The following is a 26477-nucleotide window of genomic DNA, read 5'->3' on the forward strand; positions in this document are numbered from 1 at the left end:
ATTAGTAACCCTCAGCGCCTGTTAGTACCGCCACCAACTGAATGTACGGCGTTTTTTCGGTGGTCATGGTGTCTTCAATCCAATGCAGATATTCATTAAATATCTGTTCAATTTCTCGCTCGCGTTGGGCCTTACGGCTCTGCACGATAGTTTCCGCTTGTTTGCTGTCACCAAAGTCCAATTCGAGCTGTTGAATTTGTTTGTTTTTAAGTGCTTCTAGCTTGTCCATTTGATCGGTGAGCTTTTTGTCGAGATCTCGTTCGACATCATCACGAATGGATTGCAAATACGGTAATGCTGCGTCGATTGCACGACCCAATAATTCCTCTTGGCGTTCGTGAACACGCTCTCCGCCTTTGTTCGATAGTGTGCTAACGTGGAAAGGATGCTTTTCAACGAAATCTTCAAAACGTTCGATGCCACTTAATTCGCCATCTTCAAAACTCACCACTAACCACGGGTTAACCACTGGATGAGATTTGCGGTTTGGGAACAAGCCAGATAAGACAAAGTGATCTTCATAATTGTCAAACTGCGCTGGCATTCGCAGTACAGGCGCTTGATGGCGTCCAAAGGCACTCATCATTTTGTCACCGAGCCACTGTGCAACTGGGTTGATTGGCCACAAATATTGAATACCAGGCCATGCGGTTTGCTCTCCACGACAGCGCACAATCTCATGATTGATCACGTTTAAATCATTGCTTAAACGCAAGGTGTATTTGTTCTCTTCCGTTGGCTGAATTTCAGGCGGTAGGAATTTGAAGCGTTGGCGCAAATCTTTAGGCGCAAACAGCGATAGCACTCCAGAGTCATCGGTTTCTGAAATAATATGTTGCCCTTGATGCTTAAGGTACTTCAGTGCTTGCTGACAATATTCCAAATCATCATTGAACAAACTCACCATCTCTTTCGCTTCTGATTGATCTTCACTGACTGGAGAGTCATCAAAGAAACCGGCAAAAATATCGTCTTCATCACTCTCAATATTTGAGTCATAGAAGCTTTCTAAGTATGCCGCTGCATCGAAGTCGTTTTCGTCGCTAAACATAACGTTTTCGACTTGCGCTTCTTCCTCTTCCTGAGAGTAAGAACGGGTGAACTCAGAGCTATCACCGATGTTTTTCTGCGCTTGGTCATCTTTCTCAATCAACACTTCCAAAACTCGCATATCACCACGAATGCGCTCATTAACACTTTGAGTCAGCAAATAGCGGATCTGTGGTTGATGCGTTTGACCATAACGGTCAATACGACCATTACGTTGCTGGAAGACCATCAATGACCATGGCACATCAAAGTGGACCATTTTGTGGCTGAGATGGTGTAAGTTGATACCTTCAGACGCGACATCCGAACAAACCAGCAAACGCAGTTTTGAACTCTCTTTACCGAAATCTTCGACCACTTGCATGATATCGGTATCAGACATACCACCATGAAGCTGCGCAATCGCACCATCGCTTATTTTTAGGTCTTCTTTTAAGTTGTTATACAGAAAATCTAACGTTTTTAGGCTTTCAGTAAAGATAACCAGACGGTCATCACCCTGAGATTTTTTCCATTTCAGATCATTTTTAATCGTACCCAGTAAAGACTGGTACTTGCTGAAACTCTGCTTATCAATATTGCGTAAAGCGGATGCTAGCGATTCCAACTCGCTAATATCATCATAAAAATCAGGATCATTTTTCTTTTCCAGATTTCGAATACGATTTTCAACTGTCGATAAACACGCCATTGGGCTAGAGAACAGTGCTTTTTCCAACGTCACTTTAAACAGGCGGCTGCTTTTTCTGCTGCTGTCCATGCTCTTGAGCGATGCCGCTACCAGTCGACGATAGACTTCTTCTTCTTGCGAGCTCGCATTCGCATAGATTGATTGGATGTTACGCTCAGGAAATTCGCCTTTCATCTGATCTTTTACGTCTTTTTTGAAACGTCGAACAATCAGGTTTTTGTCTTTAAAATCGTCATAGCTGTATTCACTTGGATTAGCGATAGCCGTCGCATCCAGCATATTCATCAAGCTGGCAAAGCTCTCTGCTTTACCATCGTGTGGTGTTGCAGACAACATGACTAGGGTATCACTGCGACGAGAAAGCAATTTTGCAAGCTTACTACGTTGTGAATGCGAACCCCGCTCAGCGACGTTATGCGCTTCATCGATAACGATAATGTCCCAGTAGGCTTGCTCCAAATAATGACGGTATTCTACATCTTGCTTAAGCGTATCAATTGAAATAATTGCTTTGTCATAGTAGTGGAACGGGTTGTGGTTGGTTGGAATTCGGTTACGCACTTTTTGCAAGCCCGCCGAATCCAGGCGAGTCAATGGGATAGAAAAACGGCTCCAAAACTCTTTTTGGAACTGGGTTAGCATCGATTTTACCGCAAGCACAAGGATACGTTTTCCTTTGCCTCGGCGGATCAGTTCAGAGACTAGGATCCCTGCCTCAAGGGTTTTACCTAAACCCACAGAGTCGGCAATCAGAATGCGATGTCGCGGTTGTTGTAACACCATTTTCGTTGGGTCTAACTGAAATGGCAGCGGATCCATCGCAGCCTTGTGTCCCATGTGAACAGTTTCATCTGTCGGAACTCGGCTGCGCAACATACTTTCTATATAAAGCTTGGATGCGCTGTAGCTTGGAGAGTCGTCCTCCACAAGTTTGGTGTTTTTTGGGTCTAGCACTTCCACATCACCTTCAAGCGATGTTAAGAAACGACCTTCTTTACCACGAACCAGTTCTGAGATCCCCTCGCAAGTGATGAGGTGTCCTCCATCGGAACTGTGATCGACTTTTTGAATAACCCATTCCGCATCACGGATGACGATTCGCATTCCGGGCGCATAGTGTGTATTTGTTTGTGACATGATGTTCTCTGCTCAGCAAAATCGATAGCATCGATATTTTGCTGCATATATTAGGGGAGTTTAAGCAAGGTCTCCATGATGAAAACCTTGCTTTATACCTAAGCGATCAAAATCTGCTCTGATTACCTTATTTAAATCCAACAATCATATAGCTAGACATACTTTCAGGTGCGACCAAATCGTATTTCATTGCGGCCAGCTTTTGCGCCTGTCGTTCCTCTTCATCAAAGAAGTCGAAGCTGCTGTAGCCATCCACGCGCCAAAAGCCTAAACCGTAATCGAACAAAACGTATGCCGTTGTTCCATCTTCAAATTCAATCTCTAGTTCACGTCCATGCCCTACTTCACCATAACCACCAGCAAAGAAGCTGATGTCACCTTCCCAGCTTTGCCCCAAGTAGCCGTCATTTAGCAAAATACGAAGTACATTTTCTCGTGCTATGTTGTCATTCCAATCTTGGAAGATTCTCTGAGAATAGCTCTCTTGCGTTTCAAGGCTGTTTGCGGACACCAGCAAAGAAGCATTTGTGCAATCAGCGTACTCATTAATTTTGGTGATGATTTCGCCAATCAGTCTTACCGTTGCAGGGCTTTTTAGGAAACGGTCGTTGTAGCTAACTCGCTTCACCTTAGTACCCGCCCTAACTGTATTTACAAAATCTGGATGATGCTTGCTCAATACTGACCAGAATCTTTCGCCAAAGCTATCAATCGAACCATCAAACTCTGTGGTAAATGTGATGCGTACATCCGTAGCAGGATCCATTGGTTGCAAGGCTTCAAGCTGCACTGATTCGCCAACATTTGCTAACGCACATTCCACCTGATTTGCTGAGACAACCACACCATCAGATACGCGTCCCCACGCTCCTGATAATGAGGTATCAACGTTAGGTGCCGCCGCCCACTCGGTAAAGGTTGAACCTTTGTCTAACCAAGCGATACGCTTACCTTCCTTTGCAGACAAATACTTCTCATCAACGATGCGAATATCCACTGCCCCGCCTGGTAACATTTGTAGACCTGCCAGCTGAGATTTCACCGAGCTGTCAAGTTGTTCCATGTCTTCCTTGGTCAACATAAGTTGCACGTTACCGTCATTATTGGCAGCGTATCGGATCATATCTTCAAATAGTGGCCAACGGTCCAGTTGCCACTCTGCCGCGTTCCCTGACAAAAGAACGCCACAACGAAGTACGTTACCCTTTGATAGCTCCAAACGAAGTCTATCGGTCATTGAAAGGGTCTCAAAAACGCTGTTTTCACCAAGATATTTTAGGTGCGAGCCTAACTCCAAGCGATTCACCATTTCTGGACTTACCCATCGCGACGCTTCAGAATGATCGAGCTTATCGATAAAGAATTGCGTGTCGTAGCTCAACAAACAGTTATGGCACGCCTTGTCACACTTACAATCCAATACATCACGTGCTTTTTCAAATACAGCTTTCCAACAATCTACCAGTTGTACCGCGTAACCTGCGCCCCCTGCCGATTTATCAAAGATAAACAAGGAGTATGTAAACTCTTCACGCTCATCTTGTGCTTGTTGAACCGATAGCCCCAATTCTGACGTTTCAATCCCCAGGTGACGGGCTAAACCTTCACGCAACGCAACAACTAGCGACCAAGCTTCAGTGTCATTGCTAATTGAAATACCATCCATATCTTTTAGCTGGATTTCGATCACGTCTGTCTGAGCGCTATATCCAAGCTGTAGGTCAGTAATTACACTGCCGTGACAAAGTTTGGCTTCTCTACCATCACCATCATTAGTTGATTTACCGCCTCGTAAACGAAAGTGTGTGTTCTCTAATTCTGGATTGATGAGTGAACGTGGCTTTCTCCCTTCTTGAGATTGAGATTCCGTTCGGCCGCAGCTAAGGCAAACTGAATACCCCAAATCACACTCACCGTTCGAGTAGTGATAAATCTCACCTTTATTGCTAAAACGGTAACGGCCCATACTTGGATCCGGTAGAGGTAGCCACTGCGATACTGGTAACAGCACCCTTGGCTGCTTAAACGGCATCTGTTTTGGCTGGTTCACGTCATTATGCGATTGATAACGAATATCCGTGGCAAATCCGATTGGTTGTAAGTAGCGATTGATGTCATCTTGTTTTAGCTTTGAACCACAGTGTGTACATACTCTTGGCATGGTTTGCTGAGTAGCACCTGCACCACAAGACGAACAATGCCAGAAGAAAGGCAGGTGCTGTGAATCTCCCTTAAGTTCCTGCCCACTAGCCAAGACTTTGCCTAGCATAACCCCAGCACTACGATACACCTTTCCGCCCAATACAACATCGGCTCCAGGAGCGTATTCTCTTAGTGCTGTTGGCAAGTCACGACTTGGCATTGATGCAAAGTTACGTGAACTTTTTCGCTCTTTTTCTGGTGCAGCGATCGCTTTAGCATCGTTTTCTGAGATCTTCTTAAAGTTCAAATCTTCAATAGTTTGATAATTGAAGTTAACAACACCAACAGGGAAACCATGCCCCGGTAAAAACGCTTTAGTTGCAAGCGATGAGAACAAATAATCCCCGCGGAAATCACGAAGCTGGAACAACACCGCTTTTCCAGCTGGTGAGTTTTGCCAGTTTTTATCCTCATTCTTCAGTAACTCAATGTTATCCAACATAATTTGAAGCTGGTCGAGCCATCGCTCTTGAACAAATTCAATGGATGATATCACTTTTACAAGCAATGCTTTGGTCGACAAATGGGCAATTGCGGTACCTTTGGCAATGCGCTCAGTCCCTTTTGCCCAGTCACTTGAGTTGCCTTCTTGAGCAAGATCCTTTAGCCATAAAACGAATTTTTCACACTGACTCACGTCGCCTTCAAAGAACCATTCACAGTTCAGTTTGGTGGCATCATTCGATTTTTGGTGTAAGAAACTACCTAACGCGAATGCATTAATATGACGCAGTGCTATCGCTTCACTTTCCAAACGAACTTGTGGTGGCTGACACGTCACGACAAATGGCCACAGTGTATTTTCGAACACTTCCATACCATGAGCGGTGTTTTTGCATAGTGTCACAGCCGCCGCTGCAGTTTCTCCTCGGCGACCAGCACGACCAGCACGCTGCAAATAGTTAGCTGGCGCCGGCGGAACGTTATTCATAGCAACAAGAGACATGCCACCAATATCTACCCCCATTTCCATCGTGGTAGAACAGTTTAGAACGTTGACTTTGCCTTCTTTAAACAGAGCTTCATTCGATTTGTTTACCTCTGAGCTTTGTTGCGCTGAGTGTTCTTCTAATCGGTACCATGACTCTTTCGCTGCAATCCTGTCGCTTCGGTTCGGCCACATGTTTTGCTGACGCGCTTCCAATACCACCGGGTTGCTTTCTAGCCACGCTAACCGTTCTGCTTTAGGGATCGTTGAGTCATCTTCATTGCGCCAATGCTTGTTCGGAATAGCAGGCATTTCAACTTGTGTTGCTTTGAAAACGTCACGGATATCTTTGTTTGGCAAATAAGGTGAATAACCACAAAGAGTCACATCCAGTGCTTTTCTCGTATAAGGACAAATCCACACTTTCTTCGGCGTTGCATACACCACCTGCTCTTTGAGGTTGAGTTGATAACCAGATTCAAGTGAATGCAACATAGGCTTGATCGCTTCCCACGCTGAGACCATCAAATGATTAACGCTCTCTCGCCAAAAAGCCTCTTCCGGAAGGATCTGAGGAAAAGCCGCCACCAGCAGTTTGATGATGCGGTTATGTTGTTTTTTCCTAAACTTTGGCCATAGCAAATCACGGCGTTGCTCTGCAAAATCAACCGCTGGACCACGAAGAATCTTTCTTGGGAAGCGCGCCCCCATCCATCGTTGGTAATGCTCGTTATCAAAGAATACCGCACTGTTTTCACGAAGGTAGAAATCCAGAATGATCTTTAAGAAGTTACGCCATTCGGCTACTTGACTATCGGTATCCGTTAGCAGGTGCTTCCACTCACTCGGAACTGTAATAATTTTCTCAAGTGCAGGGTATTGAACAGAGACCAGTCCAAGACTTTCCAATGACCACGTTTTCTTAGGGCGACGACCGAACTCTGTATACAAACAGAAATCAGCGTACTGTTCTTTGTCAAGATTTAGGCCAGACAATTTGTTGAGGCGACCACGCATCGTGTCAAAATCAGAACGGCTATTTGCCAACTGTTGAGCCATTTGCTTCCAGCTCAGCAATACCCCTGAATTCTTAGCTGTCCCTTTTAGCGCTTGCTGGAAAGACTCAACATACTCAGGTTTACCCCACATCGGTAACATTGATGGAATCGATTCCAACATCGTCCTTTCATGTGCTGGCACTTCTTCTCCGGCCAGAAACTTTCTGATGATCGCCGCTGTCATGGCTGTCATTGGATGCCCATCAAGCTCTTTACAAAGCGGCTCAAATTCTACAGAAAAATCGACGCCCGCATCACCTGTCGACGTTTCTACCAACTCATGATAAGTCAATGTTCTTAGAGTATTTCGGTCTGCGTCTTGCTGAAGTCTCGCTGAGATTCGTGCCGTTCCTTGACGAGAGTCGGTAAACGTCAAAAGGCGCTTACCTTGACTCGGACCCATACGTTGATCTTTCTCTTGTGGTGCAGGAGAAAAATCGAGCATGGTTGGAATCATGTCACCCAGGAAGAAAGGTGCACCAAGTCGTGCATAGCGGAACAATCCACCGTTTTTAGTTTCTTTCTCGCCACAACATCCACATCGGAAATGACTGCGGGTTTCTCCATCGTCCGCTGATTGAAGCGGTCTCAATAAACCAATGTTGATGGCGTTTCCTTCTTTGGGTGACAACAGACCAAGATTTTCGCGTCCAATCCCCAGTTTAAAAGGTTCCCCACCTTCACCGAGCATGCGCTCAAATCCAGTGCCACCAATTTCTTCATCAGCGTCACTTTCAGGTTGCTCGATATCTAAAACAAACTCATCTTCATCAAAATCCAATATGCGGGAACGGAGATAAGTATTGCCTTGATGTAACTTTTCCTCACACGCCAAATAGGATGTGCCACATCCTTGACAGCTTACAAGCTCAAAGACTGGCGCACCGCATTCACAGTTGTGCTTGAGATTGGTGAATACTTTGCCAAAGTTCCAATCGTCAGACTGTAAGGTCTCATGTTTGTGAGAGCAACTTTGGTTACTACATGCCCATAAGCCTGAAGTTGTTCGCAAATACGCGTGCATACGTAGCGGCGTAAATGCTTCACCATTCATGGCATAAGTCATGAGATCAAGTACAGTTAGAACCTGCTGCTTGGTAATAGATGAATCAACCGATTTAGCAACACGATGTAATGTTGAAAGCTGGTAAGCAGGCATTGGTGTTAAATTAAACTGCTCTAATACCCTCGGGTCATTAGAAAAAACCTGTCGCAATAATCGGGTTAGCGTGTAGTTGCTTAGCGTGGAATACAATTCTTCTCTAGTAAGCGCTTTAAGACGACCAACATGCTCAAATGGAAAGTCCAAATTAGCGATCTCAATTGCAGGTAGCTTTGGAATGTCACGATAACCGCGGACAATTTTCACCTTTTGTTCTACTTCAGCATCTTCTACACCCGCAAGAGCAGCAAGATACTTAGCAAGTGTTCTATTTCCTTCAGCCGTGTCTTCACCAATAGTTGCCGATGTAGCAATAACTTGAACTGGATAACCTGTTCCAGGCCCTACCCCATAAGCTTGCATCACGCGACGTAGCAATAAGGCAAGTTCAGCCGCCTGCGAACCAACATAAGTATGAGCTTCATCCAGAACGATATATTTGAGCATACCTTTTGACTGCTCGATCAGTTGCTGATCTTCTTTACGGACCAACATGTATTCAAGCATTGTCGCGTTGGTTACAAGAATCGAAGGCGGATATTGCCAAAGTTCTTCTCTACTCAGAACCTGTTCCGGATGATCTAATTGTTGCTCTTTAACCTTAGAGCGGTAACGTTCTGTTTCACCGTTGTACAAAGCAAAGCGAATATCTCCTCTAAACTCTTTTGTCCATTTAGAGAGTCGCTCTTGTTGACTGTTGATCAGAGCGTTTAATGGGTACAGGAATAAAGCCTGAGTACCGATAAGCTTACCCTTCCGAGCTTTTTGTTGGCGAACAAGGTCCTCCAGAATCGGAACCATAAAACATTCGGTTTTACCAGAACCCGTACCGCTGCTGACCAAGGTTGATTTACCTTCTTCCAAAATAGAACGCCAAGCTGTCAATTGGTGCTTGAAAGGCGCCTCTATCCCTTTAAGAACATCAACCAAATGCTCTGAGAGTAATGAGCCCTTAAGCGAGTTCATCGTTTCATCTGCCTGCTGCCAAGGGAACATTGCCTCAAATACAGGATCAGCCATTAGCGCGCTTTCAGAACCTGGCGCAGAGGACAGTGCATTCCGCAAAAATGAGGTAAGAGCTTTACTCTTAAAAGCATATTGACTAACAACCGAACGTTCTGAACGTTTCTGCAGTTGTTCCAGTAGAGGAGCGAATTCTAAATGCCTATTCTGCGTCATCTATTTCACCAAATTATTCTGAAAAAAATTAAAAATTGGACCAAAATGCTCAGGAGCTTGTTGGTAGGCCAAGTTAAATAATGTGTTTAGTTTTATATATTTCTTAGCTTCATCAGCCCGTAATAACGTGAAAGCAGCAGAGAGCATCACGTGATTCAGAAGATTGGATACTTCTATCGAATACTGTCGAGTCGCCCAATAGTTATCTACCGCTTTGGACAGTTCCTTATTTGTACTCAATGCATTTATGTAAACGTCTCTAGCATAACCATCAATTCGAGCAAGATTGTCGACAAGTCGAATAAGATCTTGAATAGCAGCTTTGACTTGCTCCTGCGTTGCGTCCTCCACTAATTCGATTGGCTGACCGATCTCTTTGGATAAGTGTCTAAGAACAATATTGACCCCTGTTCTGATGCGCCAATCTCGGTGAGCCAGTGTTCGCAAAGGAATTTGCATCATCGCTAACATGCCAACAAACATATTTGGATCGTTTTTAGTATCCAAAACCAGCTTTTCTGCTGCGGCTTCCCAGTCTTCTAGCGAAATACAGCCCCAACTGAAACCAAGTTGATTCTCTAAGCCATATATTTGCTCATAGTTACCGGTAAACGTAGAAATGAACAGGAGGTTTATCAGCTGTTTGTTGTTCTTTTTCAGTTGATTACATATCGAAAATGTCTTGGCATCGAAACGCCCCATACCAATCAGTTTCTTGAGTAATTCATACCAACTTACAGACGCAAATGAGCTCAGTTCCTCAACAAGGAATTTTGTAGCGGCGTCATCACAGTACAGTGAACGCGATACTAAACTTTCTTCACCTTCGTTCTCAATGTTGTTTACGATAGTTTGATTGGAAACAACAACACCATCTCTTTCACAATAGAGCAGCCAAGCACCTTGTTTTCCAGCTAAGTTATATAGTTCAACCCCGCCATGCTCCGAAAAGGTTAGCTGTATAAGTTCCTGATCTAACGATGACAAATTCATGGCAAACACTGAAACATCATCATTAAGATTCTGCATTGACTCAGGCGTCAAGCTGATACCACTACTATGACAAGACAAAATCAATGAATATCGACCGATTGAAAGTGTACTTTCCTTGGTCCCTGCAGAATAAGCGCGCAAGTTAATGACTTCATCCGTTTCAGCCGCTGATAGTAGACTTTGAACGGGTCGCTGCATGCATGCTAACGACAGCTCTTTTGTCCCCTCACTACCAGTCCCCAGCATTGGAAACTTGATCTTGAGTAAGTTAGCCCCGTTTGAAGGGGATTGGAGGCCTGATAACGATTTTTCAGCCTCAACCCAATACTTTTCATCCTGACCGTCAATTTCAATGCCTTCCGCTCTCATACCAAAAAGATGACCAACCGAAACTAAGTCGCTAAGATTCTTATCAAAACTAACAAATCGACTGCCTTTAGCTGGGAATGGGATCAAAAGCTCCACCGGTTCAACATCAGGCCAGCTAATTTTGAGTTTAAGGGACTGTTTATACTGAGACTTCGACAAAACCTCTAGGCGAATATCATTCTCTGAAAAATCAGAATGGGATTCATAAAACTCCCCCTCGTGAAGATCTTCAAGCTTAGCGTCTTTGAATCCTACGAATCGAACTACTCCAGAAACCTCACTTTTGGGTAGCAAAGATACATTGGCGTTTTCAGGCACAATTACACAGCGAGAGCTGTAACGAACGACACCATCGACTACTTGTCTAATTTCTACTTTACCTAAAGGCTTTCTTTCTGAACAAGGAATCCACTCGGCCTGACCAGGTCTCAGGCGACGCCAGACAAAAGACTCCGTATTAACACGTTGATATTCTGCCCCCATAACTTGAAATATAATGGGTTCACCAACAAATATTGGATACTTACTGAAGATATTCTTAAAAGCGGTTCGACCAAAAACAAAGTGAGGCACTTCATCTTCAACCTGTCCTGTCTTGATATTACAACGAACGCCATCTTCAAGCGTAACAATGTAATCACCGCGCACCTGAGTTAAGAACCTTTCACAGTTATCAATCAATTCAGGAATGCCAAAATCACCATCACTATCTAAGGTAATAAAACTGTTAGATAAAGGCATAGCTAAAAATACACTTGGAGACTTCGCAGATAGACTTCCGCTACCGATCAATCGTAGCTTTGTCATATCCTCATCAAGCGGCTCTAAGACCCAAGGAAGGTCACCAGATAACGCCTCGCCACCAACTGGTACATAAGCACCTAACTCTGTACCACCATCAAACAGTTGAAAGCTAAACTCACTTAGTGAATGTCGCCCACTAATAATGTCATTGGCTGCCGCATACTTTTCAACACTCCAGATGTCTTCATCGTGCTTTGAAAGTAAAGCTAGCGTTTTGGCTTCATCTGAATATGTGCACGCTAGAACCAATCTAGTCGCCTTGCTGTTTGGATTAAGGTTGAAGTGATTTTCTAAAACTTTAGTTTTTACTTGCAAAGGTAACTTGAACGTTGTCTCACAAAACCAAATGTCATCTTCTTTGATCCACTCTCGCTGGATCCTAAGAGACGAGCGAACATTCGATGTCGAAGATGAGTCACTTGCAAATACGGCTTTAGCTAGCTTTTCTGCATCAACTTCACTCAACACCACAGGAAGCTGCTTATACCAGTTTTTATCGTTAGCTTTAATTTTATAAACAACGTCAGAACGCGATACATCAACCTGACGAGCTAAATCATTTAGCGTTCGGCAAAACTCACCAGCTAAGTTAAATACAACATCATTACGAAGAGATGTTGGTAGAAACTCTTCACAGCTCGCCGCCAACTCATATACATCAACAGTCTGCTGAGTGTTTTGGCGAATAGCTGTTAACACTTTGCGGAAGTAAGTTACTAATGTCCCCTCATTTGTAGAAACCATTTTCAGAGGAAGTCCACCTTCCAACACTAGTGTTAATAGGTAAGCTGGTTTGTTACCTTTAGTTCGTAGTGGTCTTTTCCAAAACTTTAAACCACTTTCAGTCAGATAAGTGAGTGTACTGCTACTTAAGTTCGGCCAATCTAAAGCTTCCGTTATGTCAGACCATTTTACGTGCCCCGTTAAATGATTTCGGCGAACCCATTCCGAGCAAAACAAACAAAACGCCTCATGAACATAGAGAGGAGCGCGCCTACCTTGACGCATAGACTGATTATGACTTGAGAGAAGTGTTTTCAGCTGTTCATACTGCTCGTCACTACAACGATAGCGATATAGAGGTAAGCCACTAGGGACAGAATGCCCATTAACAGCAAAAATACTATGCAAAACCGAGTACAACGGGTTTCGATACATAACTTAAAGTGCCTTTAAACGAATACCTAAATTTCTAAAATTCGCCCAACTAAACGACAGATTATATTTTGGGGAAAATAACACAGCATCCATGCCCTCGCCTTCATCGCTCTGTTAATACCTATGAGCTATATGAATACTCCAACTAAATCCTTATTTGATGCCAACCTATTCATGATATTGGTTGTTGCCCCGCTACGAGAGCATACTACGTATTGAGTACATGGTAGCATATAGCTCTGCCTGCTACATGCTTTACCAAACTCAATATCAAGGGCGATCTTCAAAATAGATAGCAATATCTAGTTTTAGAATCATCATTGCTCCAGATTTGAGCTAAAGTGTTTAAATTTGACAACTTATATTCAAATTACATTATTTAATTGAGCCCCTTAAGCGGCCTCTAAGCGTGAAATGATTGCTTCTAGTGGTAAATCTTTCTCTTTTATCATGCCAACCACTTCTGCAATGTCTTGCTCGCGGTTCATTGCTAATGCTTGGTTCACATCATCAATCAGCTGCAGTGCCGCTGTTTTCGACAATTGACGTAACAACGAAATACGGTTGTTTGGAGACATAGCCATCAACTCGGAGGCTGAACCACCTTTTTGCTGGTTCTTATTGTTTTTCATATTGACCTCCGGTTGTGGCTCTTCTCCCACCAAGCTGTTTTCCTTTTTAGTCTCGGGCTTGGCAGTACCTTCCAACTTAATGACGTTGTTAGTTGAGGGTTCTTTTGCTGCTTTAGATTGAGCACCATTGTTTTGATACTTTGTTGTGCTCTCTAACAATTCTGCGTAATAAGCCAATGTTGGCATCATGAAATCCAAATGCGTTAAGATTTTTGATTCTATGGCCTTCATCTCTTTTGATTTGATATACGCTCCTTGCTTACGAGCTTGAAGCGCCAGTGATATCGCATGTTTAATAACCGATAGACGATATTCACCCACGTCGTTGAGAGATTTGCTTGACAGTACTTGTTCTTCTTCTTTCGACTTCATCGTGTCGATTCGAGCACGCAATGATTTCACACAGGTTTGGATTAGTCTGTCTTGCGACAATTTAATTGGATTTGGCAATTGCATCGGTGCCGCGATGTTTTGTGTACTTTCGCTTTCTAGCTTGCTTGCCTTCACTTCTCGTTTTACTTCCGCCATGAAGTTGTTTATCGATTTGCAATCCGAAGGCGTCGAACCAGTGAAGATGGGCTTCGCTACCCCATCAATTAATACTTTGAGATGGTTAGTTTGTGTTCTTTCGTAGGAAAATGGGGTATCTGCACCTAAGTAATCAGACAGGAATTTAATCGCGCGTTTTTGATATTTGCTGAACGTTGCTTGTTTACACATAAAAAATACCTCTCAATGAATCGTTTCGTTGAGAGGTATATTAGTGATGTTTTTTGATGAATTGAGGTTCGTAAGCTTATGAGATTGATTTGACTTTACCTCCAATCCTCACTCAAAGGCACCGTAAGGGAAAATTAATTAACAAGCTTCTCTTTAAATTACTTTAAAATGAGTACTAGATCTTTTTGCATTAGATTAACTTGTTAAGCCCATAACTAGACCTGAATGGTTTTCAACCAATTAGGTTAGTCGTCTTGATGACAACAAGTCTGATTGCGTCCATTCTCTTTCGCGCGATACAACGCTGCATCGGCACTCTTCAGCCATTGTGTGTGACTCTCAAAGTTAGATTTATACTCGCAAACACCGATACTTATCGTGTAGTTAATCAAAAAGTCTTCAACTTTCACAATTTCTTGCTCAATTCGTTTTCTAAGACGCTCTGCGAAATAGGACGCTTGTTCTTGGTTGGTATGTGGCAATAAAACGGTAAACTCTTCTCCACCAAAACGCCCACACACGTCGCTACTGCGTGCGGTTTTCCGCAATAAACTGGACGTCCGACGGATTACTTCATCCCCAGTATGGTGACCATAGGTATCATTGACTTTTTTAAAATGGTCGATGTCAAAAATAACCAATGAGCACGACCCTTCCATCACTTTAAGTTGATTGAATTCTTCCTTCAGTGACTGTTCCCAATAAGCACGGTTAAATAATCCGGTTAATCCATCTTTGCGGCTGATTTCAGACAGGTGTTGGTTGGTTTCTCTTAAGTGGATTCTATTACGCGCGGTTTCCGAGACATCGTTGATTTGAATGGCTATGTGGCTCACGTCGCCTGATAACGAGCGTAACGGCGTGATAACAATATCTTGGAACATCAAATGACTGCTGTTGGAAACCGGCGAAAAGTTGTTGAATTTAAAAAGGTATGGACGGTTTTCCCAACTTGAAAATGAACGAGTTTCTAAATCCGCGGACGTTTTGAGCTTGGTCTCTAGCCAAGTTCGGGGTAAATCTTGGAAATGGTCAAACAAACATTCACCGAGGATATTCTGCGATAGTATGCCACTATAAGACTGCATAAAACTGTTCCACACGCAGACTTTATAGTCTTCATCTAATACGATGAGCCCTGAGTCCATGGTATCGAGTATTTGGGTAACCCAATGAAAGTCTGCTATGTCCAGCGTAATTTCGGACATTAGATTAGCTCCATAATTTCATAGATGATTTCTACGGATGATTTATCTATCAAAAACAGAACTTCACACTCAAAATCGAGCGCCTCTGCCATGTAGGTGTATTCGATGGTAAAGAGTTCACCAGATTCACTCTTCTCTTCATTGTATGGAATGACGTTTTCTATAATGGCAGGCTGGCGCAACGAAAATTGCTTATCCAACTGTGTACCCAGTGACGTTAAGAATGAAGATACCAAAAGATTCGACACATTTAGGATAATCTCGTTGTGCCGAGTGAACTCAAGTAAATAACCAAGGCGCTCTCCGATTTGATTAATGTCTTTACCACGCAAACAAACTAAAGCTTCACCATGGATACCACCACCAACAAATCGCTGAGCAACGGCAACTGAACTGTCTCGACCGATCACATCCACTAACGTCATATGCAGTTCTCCATACGACAATGGACCAACGTGGGGCACTGGCAGTTGAATGAACTCATGAAGATGGTCGGCCATAATCGCAGCACCCTTACCTAACGCGATGTTGGCGACTTCACGAAATTTCGCCAGAGGGGTAATCTCAATTTCGGGGGCTGGCGCTGCATTCCCACTCGAGCTAAATGCGTATTGCAACCCTAACGTTTCGTATAGCGGGATAACCTGTTCTTCTGACAGAGGCTTGGCGATAAAGTCGATTGCGCCAAGATCTAAACAACGTTGTTTAGCCTCTTGCTGAACGTCACCAGAAATGATGACAACTTGAGTGGGATAATTGCTGACCGGTAGAGACTCTAGTACCTCGAACCCGTCCATAATCGGCATCGTTAAATCGAGAAACAAAACGTCAATATTTTGTTCCGCTAGAATCGTCAACGCTTCGTAACCGTCTTGGGCTTCGATCAGGTGCAATGATGTTTCGTGTACGATGGAACGGGATATCAACTTTCGTGCTACCGCCGAATCATCACAAATCAGTATTTTCATGCCACCAATGGAACTAAAGTCAAAAAAATAATAATACTCGTTGTATACCAATAGCTCCATATGTTAAGTCCATAAATCATAGGGTTATAGGCGACATGATTCACACTTATGCACATTTTCTACTATGTGCAGCAGTTTTATTGTCGAAGTTTGCTCAACTGCGCGTCAATCTTCCGCCGTTTATCCTAAACTATTGTTGGTCAAATAGATAAGCGAGGTTTTGTATGTGGCAAGCAATATCGCAACAGCTTTCTGATACCTTGATGTTCGAATATCAAATCACTGAGAAGACACGCCTCTCTGGTGGAGACATCAATGAGAGTTACATGATCAATGACGGAGAACAGCGCTATTTCGTCAAACTCAATGATCGAGATTTTTTATCTAAGTTCGAAGTTGAAGTAGAAAGCCTTCACTTGTTACGTGAAACCTCGACGGTTTTTGTCCCTGAAGTCGTGTTAGCGGGCAAAACCAAAACCCACTCATTCTTGATCCTGAATTACCTACCAACCAAACCACTTGAAGATGCAAAGCACAGCTTTAAGTTTGGCCAGCAACTGGCGCGTTTACATTTGTGGGGAGAACAGAAAGAGTTCGGATTTGATTCCGATAATTACATAGGCTCTACCCTTCAACCAAATCAATGGCATAAAAAGTGGTGTGTCTTTTTTTCTGAGCAACGAATAGGTTGGCAGTTACAGTTGCTGAAAGAAAAAGGTGTCACCCTCGTCGATATCGATGACTTTATTGATGTGGTAAAACAGCTTTTAGCCAATCACGCTCCAGAGCCATCATTGCTTCACGGTGATTTATGGAATGGGAACACGGCATTGACACCATTTGGCCCTATCTGCTTTGACCCTGCTTGCTATTGGGGAGATCGTGAATGTGATATCGCGATGACTGAGCTGTTTGGTGGGTTCCAACCGGAGTTTTATCAGGGATATGAATCCGTTGCGCCATTACCCGCAGGCTATGATGAACGAAAAGACATCTACAACCTTTATCACATCCTCAATCATTGTAACTTGTTCGGAGGTCACTATCTTGAACAGGCCCAATCGATAATTAAGAAGATTATTTCTTATTGATCTGGAAGGGAAAGATCATTGCCGAATGTAAAAATTCGACGCATATCACCCTAGTTTGAGGCCCCAAGCTCAATCATGAGTTTGGGGTCAACTTTTGTACTTATTTCGACTCAATTAGCAACAACAGCACCTAATATTCAAAGTAACTCGACTTAATTTGAATCTCTGAACCAGAGAGAAGACGAGTGTTCAAGGGCTGAATTTTCGAGACACCAAAGTATTAAAAGCCCTGCAATACTAGGAGTTTTTGTATGCAAAATTACACTGAAAGACATGTTAAATGCCCTCACTGTGGGCACTCTATCGGTATCACTTTAGATGCAAGTAATGGTAACCAAGAGTTTTATGACGACTGCCCTGCGTGCTGCCACGCCATCCACCTCAACATGAAAGTGGATGAGATGCACGAAAAGGTAGAACTGTTCATTGACGATAACTACGAATAGAGAGCTTTAATCCCCCCGAGTAATCATCCACATGAAGTAAACATCTACACAAAATATAAAAAGGAGCGGTTAAGCTCCTTTCTTGTTTCCGGTCATAAGTAAACGCCTTACAACTGCTTTGCTGCTAATACACGTTCAACCGTATCGACGATGGCTTGAGTTTGCGGGTCAAATTCAATGTTTATTTTCTCTCCAACCTGGCGCGCACCAAACAAGGTTCTTTGCAGGGTTTCCGGAATCAAATGCACCGAGAATCGATTCTCTTCGACTTCGCCGATGGTCAGTGAACAACCGTCCAAACCGATGTACCCTTTAGCCAGTACATATTTCATCGATTCTTGCGGCAGTGTAAACCAAATGGTGCGGTTATTTGGCGTATCAATCACATCAACAATTTCGCCCATTAAACTGATGTGCCCAGACATACTGTGGCCACCAATCTCATCACCAAACTTAGCTGCTCGCTCAATATTTACGCTGTCGCCTTCTATCAATTCACCTAGGTTTGTAAGAGCTAAGGTCGCTTGCATTAGATCGAAACTGATGTGCGTTCCTTCAATTTTGGTGACGGTTAAACAACAACCATTGTGTGCGACCGAGGCTCCAATCTCTAGCCCTTCGCTTAACGAGCCTTCAAGTTCGATAACGTGAGTTTGAAAGCGCTCTTTTTTTTCGATTTGAACGACTTTAGCCGTACCCTGAACTATTCCTGTAAACATTCTCTTTACCTATTTGTTAGATGCGACTGATAGCTAGAACGAACATTCGCAAGCTGTTTTTACCATTGTCTATCAATTAACCAAAAATCCCTATCTTGTGGGTATGGCATCTGGGCATACAATTGTTTATCATCTGCGCGGAGTTCCTCCGAGGCATTTTTTCACCTTATAGTGACTAAAATCAACCATCAGATCAGTTCATCACATCTTTTGTCCTCGAGTACTCCCTATCTTTTCAACTTATTTCATTTTCAACTTATTGTTCCGCTCTGGAGTATTTCGTGCATCGCTATAAAGAAGAAGCATCGAGTCTTATTAAACTGGCGACCCCTGTGTTGATCGCTTCTGTCGCGCAAACCGGGATGGGGTTTGTGGATACCGTCATGGCTGGTGGCGTCAGTGCTACTGACATGGCTGCGGTATCTGTTGCAGCAAGTATTTGGTTACCGTCAATTCTATTTGGCGTTGGCTTATTGATGGCCCTTGTACCTGTTGTCGCTCAATTAAATGGTTCTGGCCGTCGAGTAAAAATTCCTTTTGAGATCCAACAAGGCATCGTTTTGGCATTGTTGATCAGCATCCCTATTATCGGCGTTTTGTTCCAAACTAAGTTCATACTTGGATTGATGGATGTAGAAGCAGCGATGACAGAGAAAACCGTTGGTTACATCCACGCGGTTATTTTTGCGGTACCCGCTTTCTTATTGTTCCAAACGTTACGCAGCTTTACTGATGGCATGTCGCTAACCAAGCCTGCCATGGTGATTGGTTTCATCGGCCTAATGTTGAACATCCCATTAAACTGGATTTTCGTTTACGGTAAATTTGGTATGCCAGCCCTTGGTGGTGTTGGTTGTGGCGTCGCAACCGCCATCGTTTATTGGGTGATGTTTGGGCTGCTTTTCCTTTATGTGACTACGTCTGCTCGTCTAAAAAGCATCAATCTGTTTGGCGAATTTCATAAGCCACAGCTGAAAGCTCAGATTCGTCTGTTTAAGCTCGGCTTTCCTGTTGCCGCTGCATTGTTCTTTGAAGTGACATTGTTTGCAGTGGTCGCGCTTTTGGTCTCTCCATTAGGTTCAATCATTGTTGCCGCGCACCAAGTCGCCATTAACTTCTCTTCATTGGTGTTTATGCTGCCAATGAGTGTGGGTGCCGCAGTCAGTATTCGTGTTGGTCACCGTCTAGGGGAAGAAAACGTCGATGGCGCACGCGTCGCTTCTCGTGTTGGCGTCATGGTCGGTTTAGCGTTAGCAATGATGACCGCGATTCTTACGGTTCTGTTCCGTGAGCAAATCGCTTTGCTTTACACGAATAACCCAGAAGTTATCGAACTAGCGATGGTGCTATTGCTGTTTGCTGCAATCTACCAATGCACTGATGCGGTTCAGGTTATCGCTGCTGGTGCACTACGTGGCTATAAAGACATGCGTGCAATCTTCAACCGTACCTTTGTTGCGTACTGGTTATTGGGACTTCCAATTGGTTACATTCTTGGCCGCACAGATTGGATTGTTGAACCAATGGGCGCACAAGGCTTTTGGTTGGGCTTCATCATAGGCCTATCTTCAGCGGCTTTCCTATTGGGTATTCGTTTACGTTGGATGCACCATCAAGAGCCAGAAGTTCAGTTGAATTTCTCTCAGCAATAACTCGAACTTCAACCCGCCAAATTTTAAAGCCAGCACTCGCTGGCTTTTTTGATCTCTCATATTCGTTAAGCGGTATACTTATCTAAGTGATTAAAAAGGAAATGCTGTGAGAAGTTCCCCTGTAAGAAGCTCCCTTGTTGCTGCGGCGCTTGTACTACTGACAACCTTACTCAGTGGGTGCAACGACTGGTTTAACCCAGAGAAAGCGGTCTTCGAAAAATACAATCAACGCCTAGCAAATGTGTTAGATACGTCGGAATCGGAGTTAGAAGCCTCTCCTGCTGTCACTATTCCTGACAAAAGAGAACTGTTTCAAGAACTCCCTCGTCTATCACTTGGCTTACTCGAAAGCTACCAACTGCGTCAATGTGGTTTGTTTAATTTATTAGCAGAAAAAAACTCTCAACTGGGTAAAGTTCAAGACGCCTTTTACGACTTTGATTATCAAATCAACCTGCTGAGAACACTGAATGGCTGCTTGAGTGATTACCCATTGAGTGATGAAGAAAATACAAAGCTGAACGGTTTGTACGACCAGAAGTGGCACCATCTAACAGTGCATCTCGACAATATGTTGCTGACTAGCGATGCCATGCGCAAACAGCTAACAGGATCTGAATGGTTACCATTGGAAAGCAAAGACCAAGTTGCACACGTACGAGATGCTTTCCTTGCTTTGGATGAAATGTATCAAACACCATATCGCACTCTTTCTCGCTTGCCCGATGTGACCATTGTGAACTACCAAGAAGAGATCGAAAAAACACGTCTCGTTGGTCGACTCTATTACACTTTGATCGATGCGACTCATTGGTTAGAACAAACCACACACATGCTCGAAGCAAACCAAGACAAAATCATTTGTGGTGCCAACCGTGATACCACTCCATTTCGTTACTTGAGAAACGTCTTCCAAACAATTTATGTTGCAGAAGTTCAACCTTACATGGCATACGTCGACAGTACCTATCAGCAACTCGACGGGGGACTTTCCCTTGTTGAAAAGAGAATGCAAGCTCATGGTGCAAACTATGGAATAGAAAAAGCACACGATCAGTTTCGTGAGGAAACAATGAAGCATGTGCAATTTTGGAAAAATCTATTTAAACGTTGTGGTGTGAAAATCGGAAATAGTTAGCTCAAGCCGTTTATACGCCGTTATTTAGATTTATTGTGAAGCCCGTTCTCTTAAAAATCGGGCAAATCTTGGTTTGCCATTATGGGTAAAACCGTTGTAGCGAAACGTAATGGTAGATCCTATTCGAGGAGGAGTTTTTCGAACGTCATCGGTAAAGCCGCTACCAATGTAGAACTCAGTGCCGTCAGGCAACCTAACCAACAAGGCGCCCATCATACCCAATAAACGACCAGTTCCTGGTTTGTAGCCCAATACTAAGGCCTCTGCATCTTCATAACGCTTAAGTTTGAGTAAATCACTACCTCTACCCGCTTGGTATCGGCTTGATACCTTTCGCAACATCACACCTTCACCGTCAGATTGCGAAATTCGGTCCAATTGCGTGAACAAATGTTTCTCATCTTGAATTGCACGATGCTCAACGTATTTAATATGAGGGGCGTCAATCGTAAACACCAGATCTTGAATGTTGTAGTAGCGCTTTTGATAATCACCCGCAGAATACGGCATATCGAAAACCATAAAATCGATTCGTCGCCATGCGCCTTCTACTGGCGTTTTATCCAATACCGTTTGTTGAACAAGATGGAAATTTCCTCGACCAGCCCATAACTCGCCATCCAAAGGGTAATCTGGCAATACCTTGGTAAACCACTCTGGCGCGTAAATTCGGTTGCCGTTGCGTGTAACGAGATGTTGACCGGTCCAATACGCTCGAATCCCATCCAGTTTCTCGCTATACCAATACTGAGAGACATCGATACCATCTTGGTATGATTCAGCTAAAGAGACAGGTGGAAGTAAATTAGGATCAGCTTGTGGCTGAGCAGAAGCAATTACAGCGAGGGCAATCAATGTCATTCTTAATGGCATGTGGGGACCTTGTACAAAAAAGCATCTCCATTGAACCGTAAGTCGATCAATTAACCTACTCAACATTTTGCATTCTACGATCTACAGCAACACTCATAAGCAAGCAAATGCAAACGAGCACATAAAGTTCAGATCGAAATAGCATTTATAAATTCTTCGATCTGTATGCGTTTTTGATTCTCAAAATGAAATCGCCTTAATTCTCAATATAAAAACCAAGAACTTGCATAAGTAACTGTATGTTTTTATGAGCTTTTATTCTTGGCATGTTCCGTGCTCTATACCAAGCAGACAGTTTGTTAATGGAGAATGCACAATGGAACTGCGAAAATTGGAAACCGACCAAAACACATTGACCATCGAATTTTTTGGTGATTTAGACGCAAAAGGCTGTCGTCAAGCTCAGCATCATATTGATGAGGTAATTCACAGCGATGATCACAAGGAAGTCGAAATCAACCTCAAACACGTCCAATTTCTTGATTCCTCAGGGATTGGTGCCATTGTTTATTTATATAAGCGCCTAGTTGAACGTGAACGCAGTATGATAATCGAAAACGTATCGGGACAACCGTTAGAGATAATGAGCCTGTTACGTATCAATCATGCGATTCCCGTCAATTCAAAAGGCCACTAAAAACACCGGTTAATACGGAGGTTGGCATGGTGAATCTAATACGACAAAGTGTAATGAGCGGTCTCGTTGTCGGCGTTGTTGGTTGCTCAGCGTTTAGCTACCCCGATCATGGTCAGGGCGGCATGGCGGAAAGTTACCAAGATATTTCTATCGAGAATTATCAGTTTTCACCGGTTATGCCTGATGAGCCTCTTGGCCCAGAGCATGGGCTTCGCTTCGATTGGCAACTCACAAAACTACATTTAGATGCCTTAATTGATGAAGGCGCAAGATGGTGTTTCCCTGCTGCCGTAGTGCAAGCATTAGAAAAGCAAAATCGAATCGCAAGAGAACTCGAGGGCGGGCTTTTACTTGATGCTGCAAACGATATCGTGATTCAGCGTCGTCGATTGAGCCAACTAGAACAACAACTTGATTACGTGCTCTCTCAAACCACTTGCTCGCCGCCGCAAGACATTGAAGCTCTGCGCAGCGACTTGAACATCGTCGCTGACGTCTATGACCTGCTCAATATCGATAATCAGTTCGCCGTCGATTCTGCCGAAATCAATCCAAAGTACATGGGGCACCTTGCGGAAGCGGCTTACATTTTACGAGAGCACCCTTCTCTCTCCTTGGTGGTAACCGGTCATGCCGACGTTACTGGCGAACCGGAATACAACCAAAAGCTCGCACAAGAACGTGCAGAACAAGTAAAACGATACCTCAATGTCTTCGGTATCACCTCTGACCGCGTGCAAACAAAATCCGTGGGTGAAAAGCTCCCACTCTACGAAGGACAAACACCAGCGGTTCGCTTGACCAACCGTCGAGTAAGCATTGAAGTACTCAACTCAAATTCTGACAGCACAACAGAAATGGGAGACACGCTATGAGCATCCTCAAATCGATTGTCGCCCTTTTGTTACTTTGCATGATCAACATAAATGCGAGTTGGGCTGCGGAAGACGATGTCGTTAAAGTCGGTGATTTAGTCCAAATCAACCTTCCAGGAGAAGCCTCACTAAACAAAGGCTTCCAAGTCGATAAACGAGGTCGCATCAGCCTACCGGAAATCGGACCTGTATTTGTAGCTGGATATAATGAAAAGCAACTTCAAGATGTGATTATCGAAAACCTGAAATCCGTTTATCGAGACGTGAACAACGCGCGCGTTTTCATCAAGCAGCAGCAACTACTCATATCCGTTCAAGGCTATGTGGTCAAACCCGGAGAATACACTTTACAAGCCGGCTCTAACATTCAAATGTTCCTATACGAAGCCGGTGGACTCCGTGCTGGTGCGCAGCTGGATAAAATCATCGTCAAGCGCGGTAACAAGAACATCGAATTCGATTACAAACGCTTCCTTGATACTGGTGATGACACCCAACTGCCGACGCTTGAATCTCTGGATGTTCTCTTCGTCCCTGCCTCTCCTCTCGTTGGTAACATAGAGCAAGAATTTGACGCTGCTAAACTGGCCAACTCTGGCGACAGTGCAGATGAAACGAAAGCTATCAAAGTGTTTGGTGAGGTGAACGCACCCGGCTCATTCACATACAAGCCAAACACAACACTCGTCGACGTTGTGATGCGAGCGGGTGGTGTTACGCGCTTCGCGAGTGTCGAACAAATCCGTGTGATCACCAACAATACACCAGTGATTTTTAACCTAAAGCGCTACCTAGACTCAGGTGATTCCAACTTACTACCAGACATCTTACCAGGGGCAACCATCTTTGTGCCTAAGCAAGAGGAAGAGATAAAAGCGGGTGCCAATGTTGTTTATGTTATGGGTGAAGTCGCAAACCCTGGAGCATTTGAAGGCAAAAAAGGCGCGAGCTTTATGGACATTCTCGCTAACGCTGGCGGCCCTACTCGTTTTGCTGAATCCCGCCAAATCCGTGTGATTAAAGCGAACGGACAAGTGATCAAATTCGACCTTACGGCACACACAGAGGGGCTCACTTCTGCGAGACCGCCTGCAATATCCTCAGGAGACGCTATTTTCGTACCTGAGAAAACCGATATGAATGAAAAATCATGGTTGAAAGTCGCACCAAGCCGAGCTGTCGCAGTGATGGGGGAAGTGGTTCGTCCAGGTCGAATCGAATGGTCCAATGAAATGGATTTGATTGACCTACTCGCCCACGTTGGCGGCCCAACTCGCCACGCAGACACCAGCAAAATAGAAGTGGCGAATAACGGTAAGATGACTCAGTTTGATTTGGACAAGTACATCCTACAAGGTTCACCAACCTCCAAGTTACCGAGCGTATCTGCAGGAACCGTGGTTCGAATTCATGCCCTGCCAGATGATCCAACAGACAACAAATCACAATGGGTTAGCCAAAGTTCAGATGCGTCTATTTATGTTTTTGGACAAATCAACTCTCCAGGCCGCTACCGTTTTACCAACGAGATGCACTTTCTCGACATTCTTTCTGCGGCTGACGGCCCAACGAAAGATGCCGATATTCATAATATTCGAGTAACGCACCGTGGTCTTGGTTACGCTAAAGTCAGCAAATTAAACCTATCGATGTATTTTGAAACCGGTGATGAAAACATCTTGCCGGATGTTCGCCCGGGCGACACCATCTACATCCCTGAGAAGAATAAGAACTGGCTTGACCGCTCAAAAGAATCGACCGTACGAGTGTTGGGCGAAGTGAGAGACCCAGGTCGTTACGTATTTAATGACAATATGACAATCCTTGACCTATTGGCAGAAGCCGGAGGACCAAGTGATAACGCTTACGTAGAAAAAATTAGCGTGGTCAACATGTCTTGTTGCCAAGGCCAAGCTCGTACATTCGACCTAACCGAGTTTAGTAAAACCGCTAACATTTATGACCTTCCGGTTATCCGCGCGGGCGACACTATCTATATTCCACACAAAGATGAGAGTTTTGCAGAGAAAGCACGGGCGGGCTTACGTGACCTTTTGCAAATCACGACCACCATTGTGTTAATAGGAGCGCTGTAATGACTATTCCTGCGACTCATGCTGAAATCGAACAAATCTACTTACAGGGCGAATTAAAAGGCCATCGATCCCTATGCATCGTCGCTTGTCAATCCGAAGACGGCGTGACATCCGTGGCTTCCGCTTTGGCCGAGCGTTTGATTCTTGCAGGGCATAACACGCTTTACGTGGATTTGAACTTGTTCAAGCCTGCATACAATACGGTGCATCAATTTCCTGAGCAAGACGGTATCGGACAGCTCATCGCAAGAGAAGAAGATCATCAGACCTTAGTCGGCTTAACGGCCCCATCGATGGCCAGCACGCAACTCGCTTATCGCGATCCAACCATGCTTAAAAAAGTCATTGAGACTTGGTTGGACCAATATGATCGTGTCGTCATCGACACCTCACCATTATTGAGCTTAAATCGTAATAACATCCCCGCTCAAGTGGTTGCAGGCGTCTGTGATGCGAGCATATTAGTCGCCAGTTACGGTTCGACCACAACTACACAAATTAACCAAGCCAAAAAACTATTAGAGAACAGTAACGCCAACCTACTTGGGGCGGTATTAAACATGAAGCACAATGCAGGCTTAAAAGGCGAATTGATTCGTCAGGTAAAAAAGCTGCGCTTTTTGCCAGACAAGTTAAAAGCAAAAATATCGCAACAGATTAAAGACAGCGAATTATTTACCTTATAGGGAGC

Annotated in this window: 16 protein-coding genes; 8 read left to right on the top strand and 8 right to left on the bottom strand. The window is 44.0% G+C overall.

Annotated elements, in window-relative coordinates; genetic code table 11:
* Position 1: 1 nt before the first annotated feature.
* The 6 genes from L1076_RS18325 to L1076_RS18350 form a co-directional block, all read right to left on the bottom strand.
* Positions 2-2878, bottom strand: coding sequence for a DEAD/DEAH box helicase (locus L1076_RS18325; protein WP_237304226.1), 2877 nt, complete (start codon positions 2876-2878; stop codon positions 2-4).
* 127 nt (positions 2879-3005) lie between these two features.
* Positions 3006-9407: a DEAD/DEAH box helicase gene (locus tag L1076_RS18330; protein WP_237304227.1), complete on the bottom strand. Its 6402-nt coding sequence runs from the start codon at positions 9405-9407 to the stop codon at positions 3006-3008.
* A complete protein-coding gene (locus L1076_RS18335) occupies positions 9408-12731 on the bottom strand; it encodes an STY4851/ECs_5259 family protein (RefSeq protein WP_237304228.1) in 3324 nt (1107 codons plus the stop codon).
* A 392-nt stretch (positions 12732-13123) separates the two neighbouring features.
* On the bottom strand, positions 13124-14083 hold the full coding sequence (locus L1076_RS18340; protein WP_237304229.1) for a hypothetical protein: 960 nt from the start codon (positions 14081-14083) through the stop codon (positions 13124-13126).
* Positions 14084-14328: 245 nt separating this feature from the next.
* Complete coding sequence (locus L1076_RS18345) at positions 14329-15291, bottom strand: GGDEF domain-containing protein (RefSeq protein WP_038875011.1); 963 nt, start codon at positions 15289-15291, stop codon at positions 14329-14331.
* Positions 15291-16259: a response regulator gene (locus tag L1076_RS18350; RefSeq protein WP_038872772.1), complete on the bottom strand. Its 969-nt coding sequence runs from the start codon at positions 16257-16259 to the stop codon at positions 15291-15293. Before L1076_RS18350 ends, L1076_RS18345 begins: the two co-directional genes overlap by 1 nt.
* A 224-nt stretch (positions 16260-16483) precedes the next feature.
* On the opposite strand from L1076_RS18350, the gene L1076_RS18355 reads away from it, so the two are divergent.
* Together L1076_RS18355 and L1076_RS18360 are read left to right on the top strand one after the other, a co-directional pair.
* Positions 16484-17350, top strand: coding sequence for a fructosamine kinase family protein (locus L1076_RS18355; RefSeq protein WP_039977305.1), 867 nt, complete (start codon positions 16484-16486; stop codon positions 17348-17350).
* A 251-nt stretch (positions 17351-17601) separates the two neighbouring features.
* Positions 17602-17796 (top strand): CPXCG motif-containing cysteine-rich protein, encoded by a 195-nt coding sequence (locus tag L1076_RS18360; protein ID WP_038872701.1) that lies wholly within the window; start codon positions 17602-17604, stop codon positions 17794-17796.
* 107 nt (positions 17797-17903) lie between these two features.
* Here the strand turns inward: L1076_RS18360 and L1076_RS18365 are convergent, their stop codons facing one another.
* Positions 17904-18515, bottom strand: coding sequence for a riboflavin synthase (locus L1076_RS18365; protein ID WP_045423534.1), 612 nt, complete (start codon positions 18513-18515; stop codon positions 17904-17906).
* Between the two features lie 281 nt (positions 18516-18796).
* Between L1076_RS18365 and L1076_RS18370 the strand changes: the two genes are divergently transcribed.
* Positions 18797-20167 (top strand): MATE family efflux transporter, encoded by a 1371-nt coding sequence (locus tag L1076_RS18370; RefSeq protein ID WP_038872695.1) that lies wholly within the window; start codon positions 18797-18799, stop codon positions 20165-20167.
* A gap of 106 nt (positions 20168-20273) precedes the next feature.
* Positions 20274-21305, top strand: coding sequence for a DUF3080 family protein (locus L1076_RS18375; protein ID WP_237304230.1), 1032 nt, complete (start codon positions 20274-20276; stop codon positions 21303-21305).
* 30 nt (positions 21306-21335) lie between these two features.
* On the opposite strand, the gene L1076_RS18380 is transcribed toward L1076_RS18375, so the two are convergent.
* Entirely contained in the window at positions 21336-22178 is an 843-nt protein-coding gene (locus tag L1076_RS18380) for a DNA ligase (RefSeq protein ID WP_237304231.1), read from the bottom strand.
* 316 nt (positions 22179-22494) lie between these two features.
* On the opposite strand from L1076_RS18380, the gene L1076_RS18385 reads away from it, so the two are divergent.
* The 4 genes from L1076_RS18385 to L1076_RS18400 are packed head-to-tail and all read left to right on the top strand — an operon-like array spanning position 22495 to position 26472.
* A complete protein-coding gene (locus tag L1076_RS18385; protein ID WP_038872685.1) occupies positions 22495-22815 on the top strand; it encodes an STAS domain-containing protein in 321 nt (106 codons plus the stop codon).
* Between the two features lie 26 nt (positions 22816-22841).
* Positions 22842-23690: an OmpA family protein gene (locus L1076_RS18390; RefSeq protein ID WP_039977309.1), complete on the top strand. Its 849-nt coding sequence runs from the start codon at positions 22842-22844 to the stop codon at positions 23688-23690.
* Positions 23687-25786, top strand: coding sequence for an SLBB domain-containing protein (locus tag L1076_RS18395; protein ID WP_237304232.1), 2100 nt, complete (start codon positions 23687-23689; stop codon positions 25784-25786). The genes L1076_RS18390 and L1076_RS18395 overlap by 4 nt, the downstream gene beginning before the upstream one ends.
* On the top strand, positions 25786-26472 hold the full coding sequence (locus L1076_RS18400) for a CpsD/CapB family tyrosine-protein kinase (protein WP_237304233.1): 687 nt from the start codon (positions 25786-25788) through the stop codon (positions 26470-26472). The genes L1076_RS18395 and L1076_RS18400 overlap by 1 nt, the downstream gene beginning before the upstream one ends.
* Positions 26473-26477: the final 5 nt, after the last annotated feature.

This window comes from Vibrio sp. MMG023 (assembly GCF_021654215.1).
Lineage (GTDB): Bacteria > Pseudomonadota > Gammaproteobacteria > Enterobacterales > Vibrionaceae > Vibrio > Vibrio jasicida.

What these genes read in the sequence shown, in the direction of transcription:
- L1076_RS18325 (WP_237304226.1), bottom strand. Translation starts at nt 2,878, where the DNA reads ATGTCACAAACAAATACACACTATGCGCCCGGAATGCGAATCGTCATC.
- L1076_RS18330 (WP_237304227.1), bottom strand. Translation starts at nt 9,407, where the DNA reads ATGACGCAGAATAGGCATTTAGAATTCGCTCCTCTACTGGAACAACTG.
- L1076_RS18335 (WP_237304228.1), bottom strand. Translation starts at nt 12,731, where the DNA reads ATGTATCGAAACCCGTTGTACTCGGTTTTGCATAGTATTTTTGCTGTT.
- L1076_RS18340 (WP_237304229.1), bottom strand. Translation starts at nt 14,083, where the DNA reads ATGTGTAAACAAGCAACGTTCAGCAAATATCAAAAACGCGCGATTAAA.
- L1076_RS18345 (WP_038875011.1), bottom strand. Translation starts at nt 15,291, where the DNA reads ATGTCCGAAATTACGCTGGACATAGCAGACTTTCATTGGGTTACCCAA.
- L1076_RS18350 (WP_038872772.1), bottom strand. Translation starts at nt 16,259, where the DNA reads ATGAAAATACTGATTTGTGATGATTCGGCGGTAGCACGAAAGTTGATA.
- L1076_RS18355 (WP_039977305.1), top strand. Translation starts at nt 16,484, where the DNA reads ATGTGGCAAGCAATATCGCAACAGCTTTCTGATACCTTGATGTTCGAA.
- L1076_RS18360 (WP_038872701.1), top strand. Translation starts at nt 17,602, where the DNA reads ATGCAAAATTACACTGAAAGACATGTTAAATGCCCTCACTGTGGGCAC.
- L1076_RS18365 (WP_045423534.1), bottom strand. Translation starts at nt 18,515, where the DNA reads ATGTTTACAGGAATAGTTCAGGGTACGGCTAAAGTCGTTCAAATCGAA.
- L1076_RS18380 (WP_237304231.1), bottom strand. Translation starts at nt 22,178, where the DNA reads ATGCCATTAAGAATGACATTGATTGCCCTCGCTGTAATTGCTTCTGCT.
- L1076_RS18385 (WP_038872685.1), top strand. Translation starts at nt 22,495, where the DNA reads ATGGAACTGCGAAAATTGGAAACCGACCAAAACACATTGACCATCGAA.
- L1076_RS18390 (WP_039977309.1), top strand. Translation starts at nt 22,842, where the DNA reads ATGGTGAATCTAATACGACAAAGTGTAATGAGCGGTCTCGTTGTCGGC.
- L1076_RS18395 (WP_237304232.1), top strand. Translation starts at nt 23,687, where the DNA reads ATGAGCATCCTCAAATCGATTGTCGCCCTTTTGTTACTTTGCATGATC.
- L1076_RS18400 (WP_237304233.1), top strand. Translation starts at nt 25,786, where the DNA reads ATGACTATTCCTGCGACTCATGCTGAAATCGAACAAATCTACTTACAG.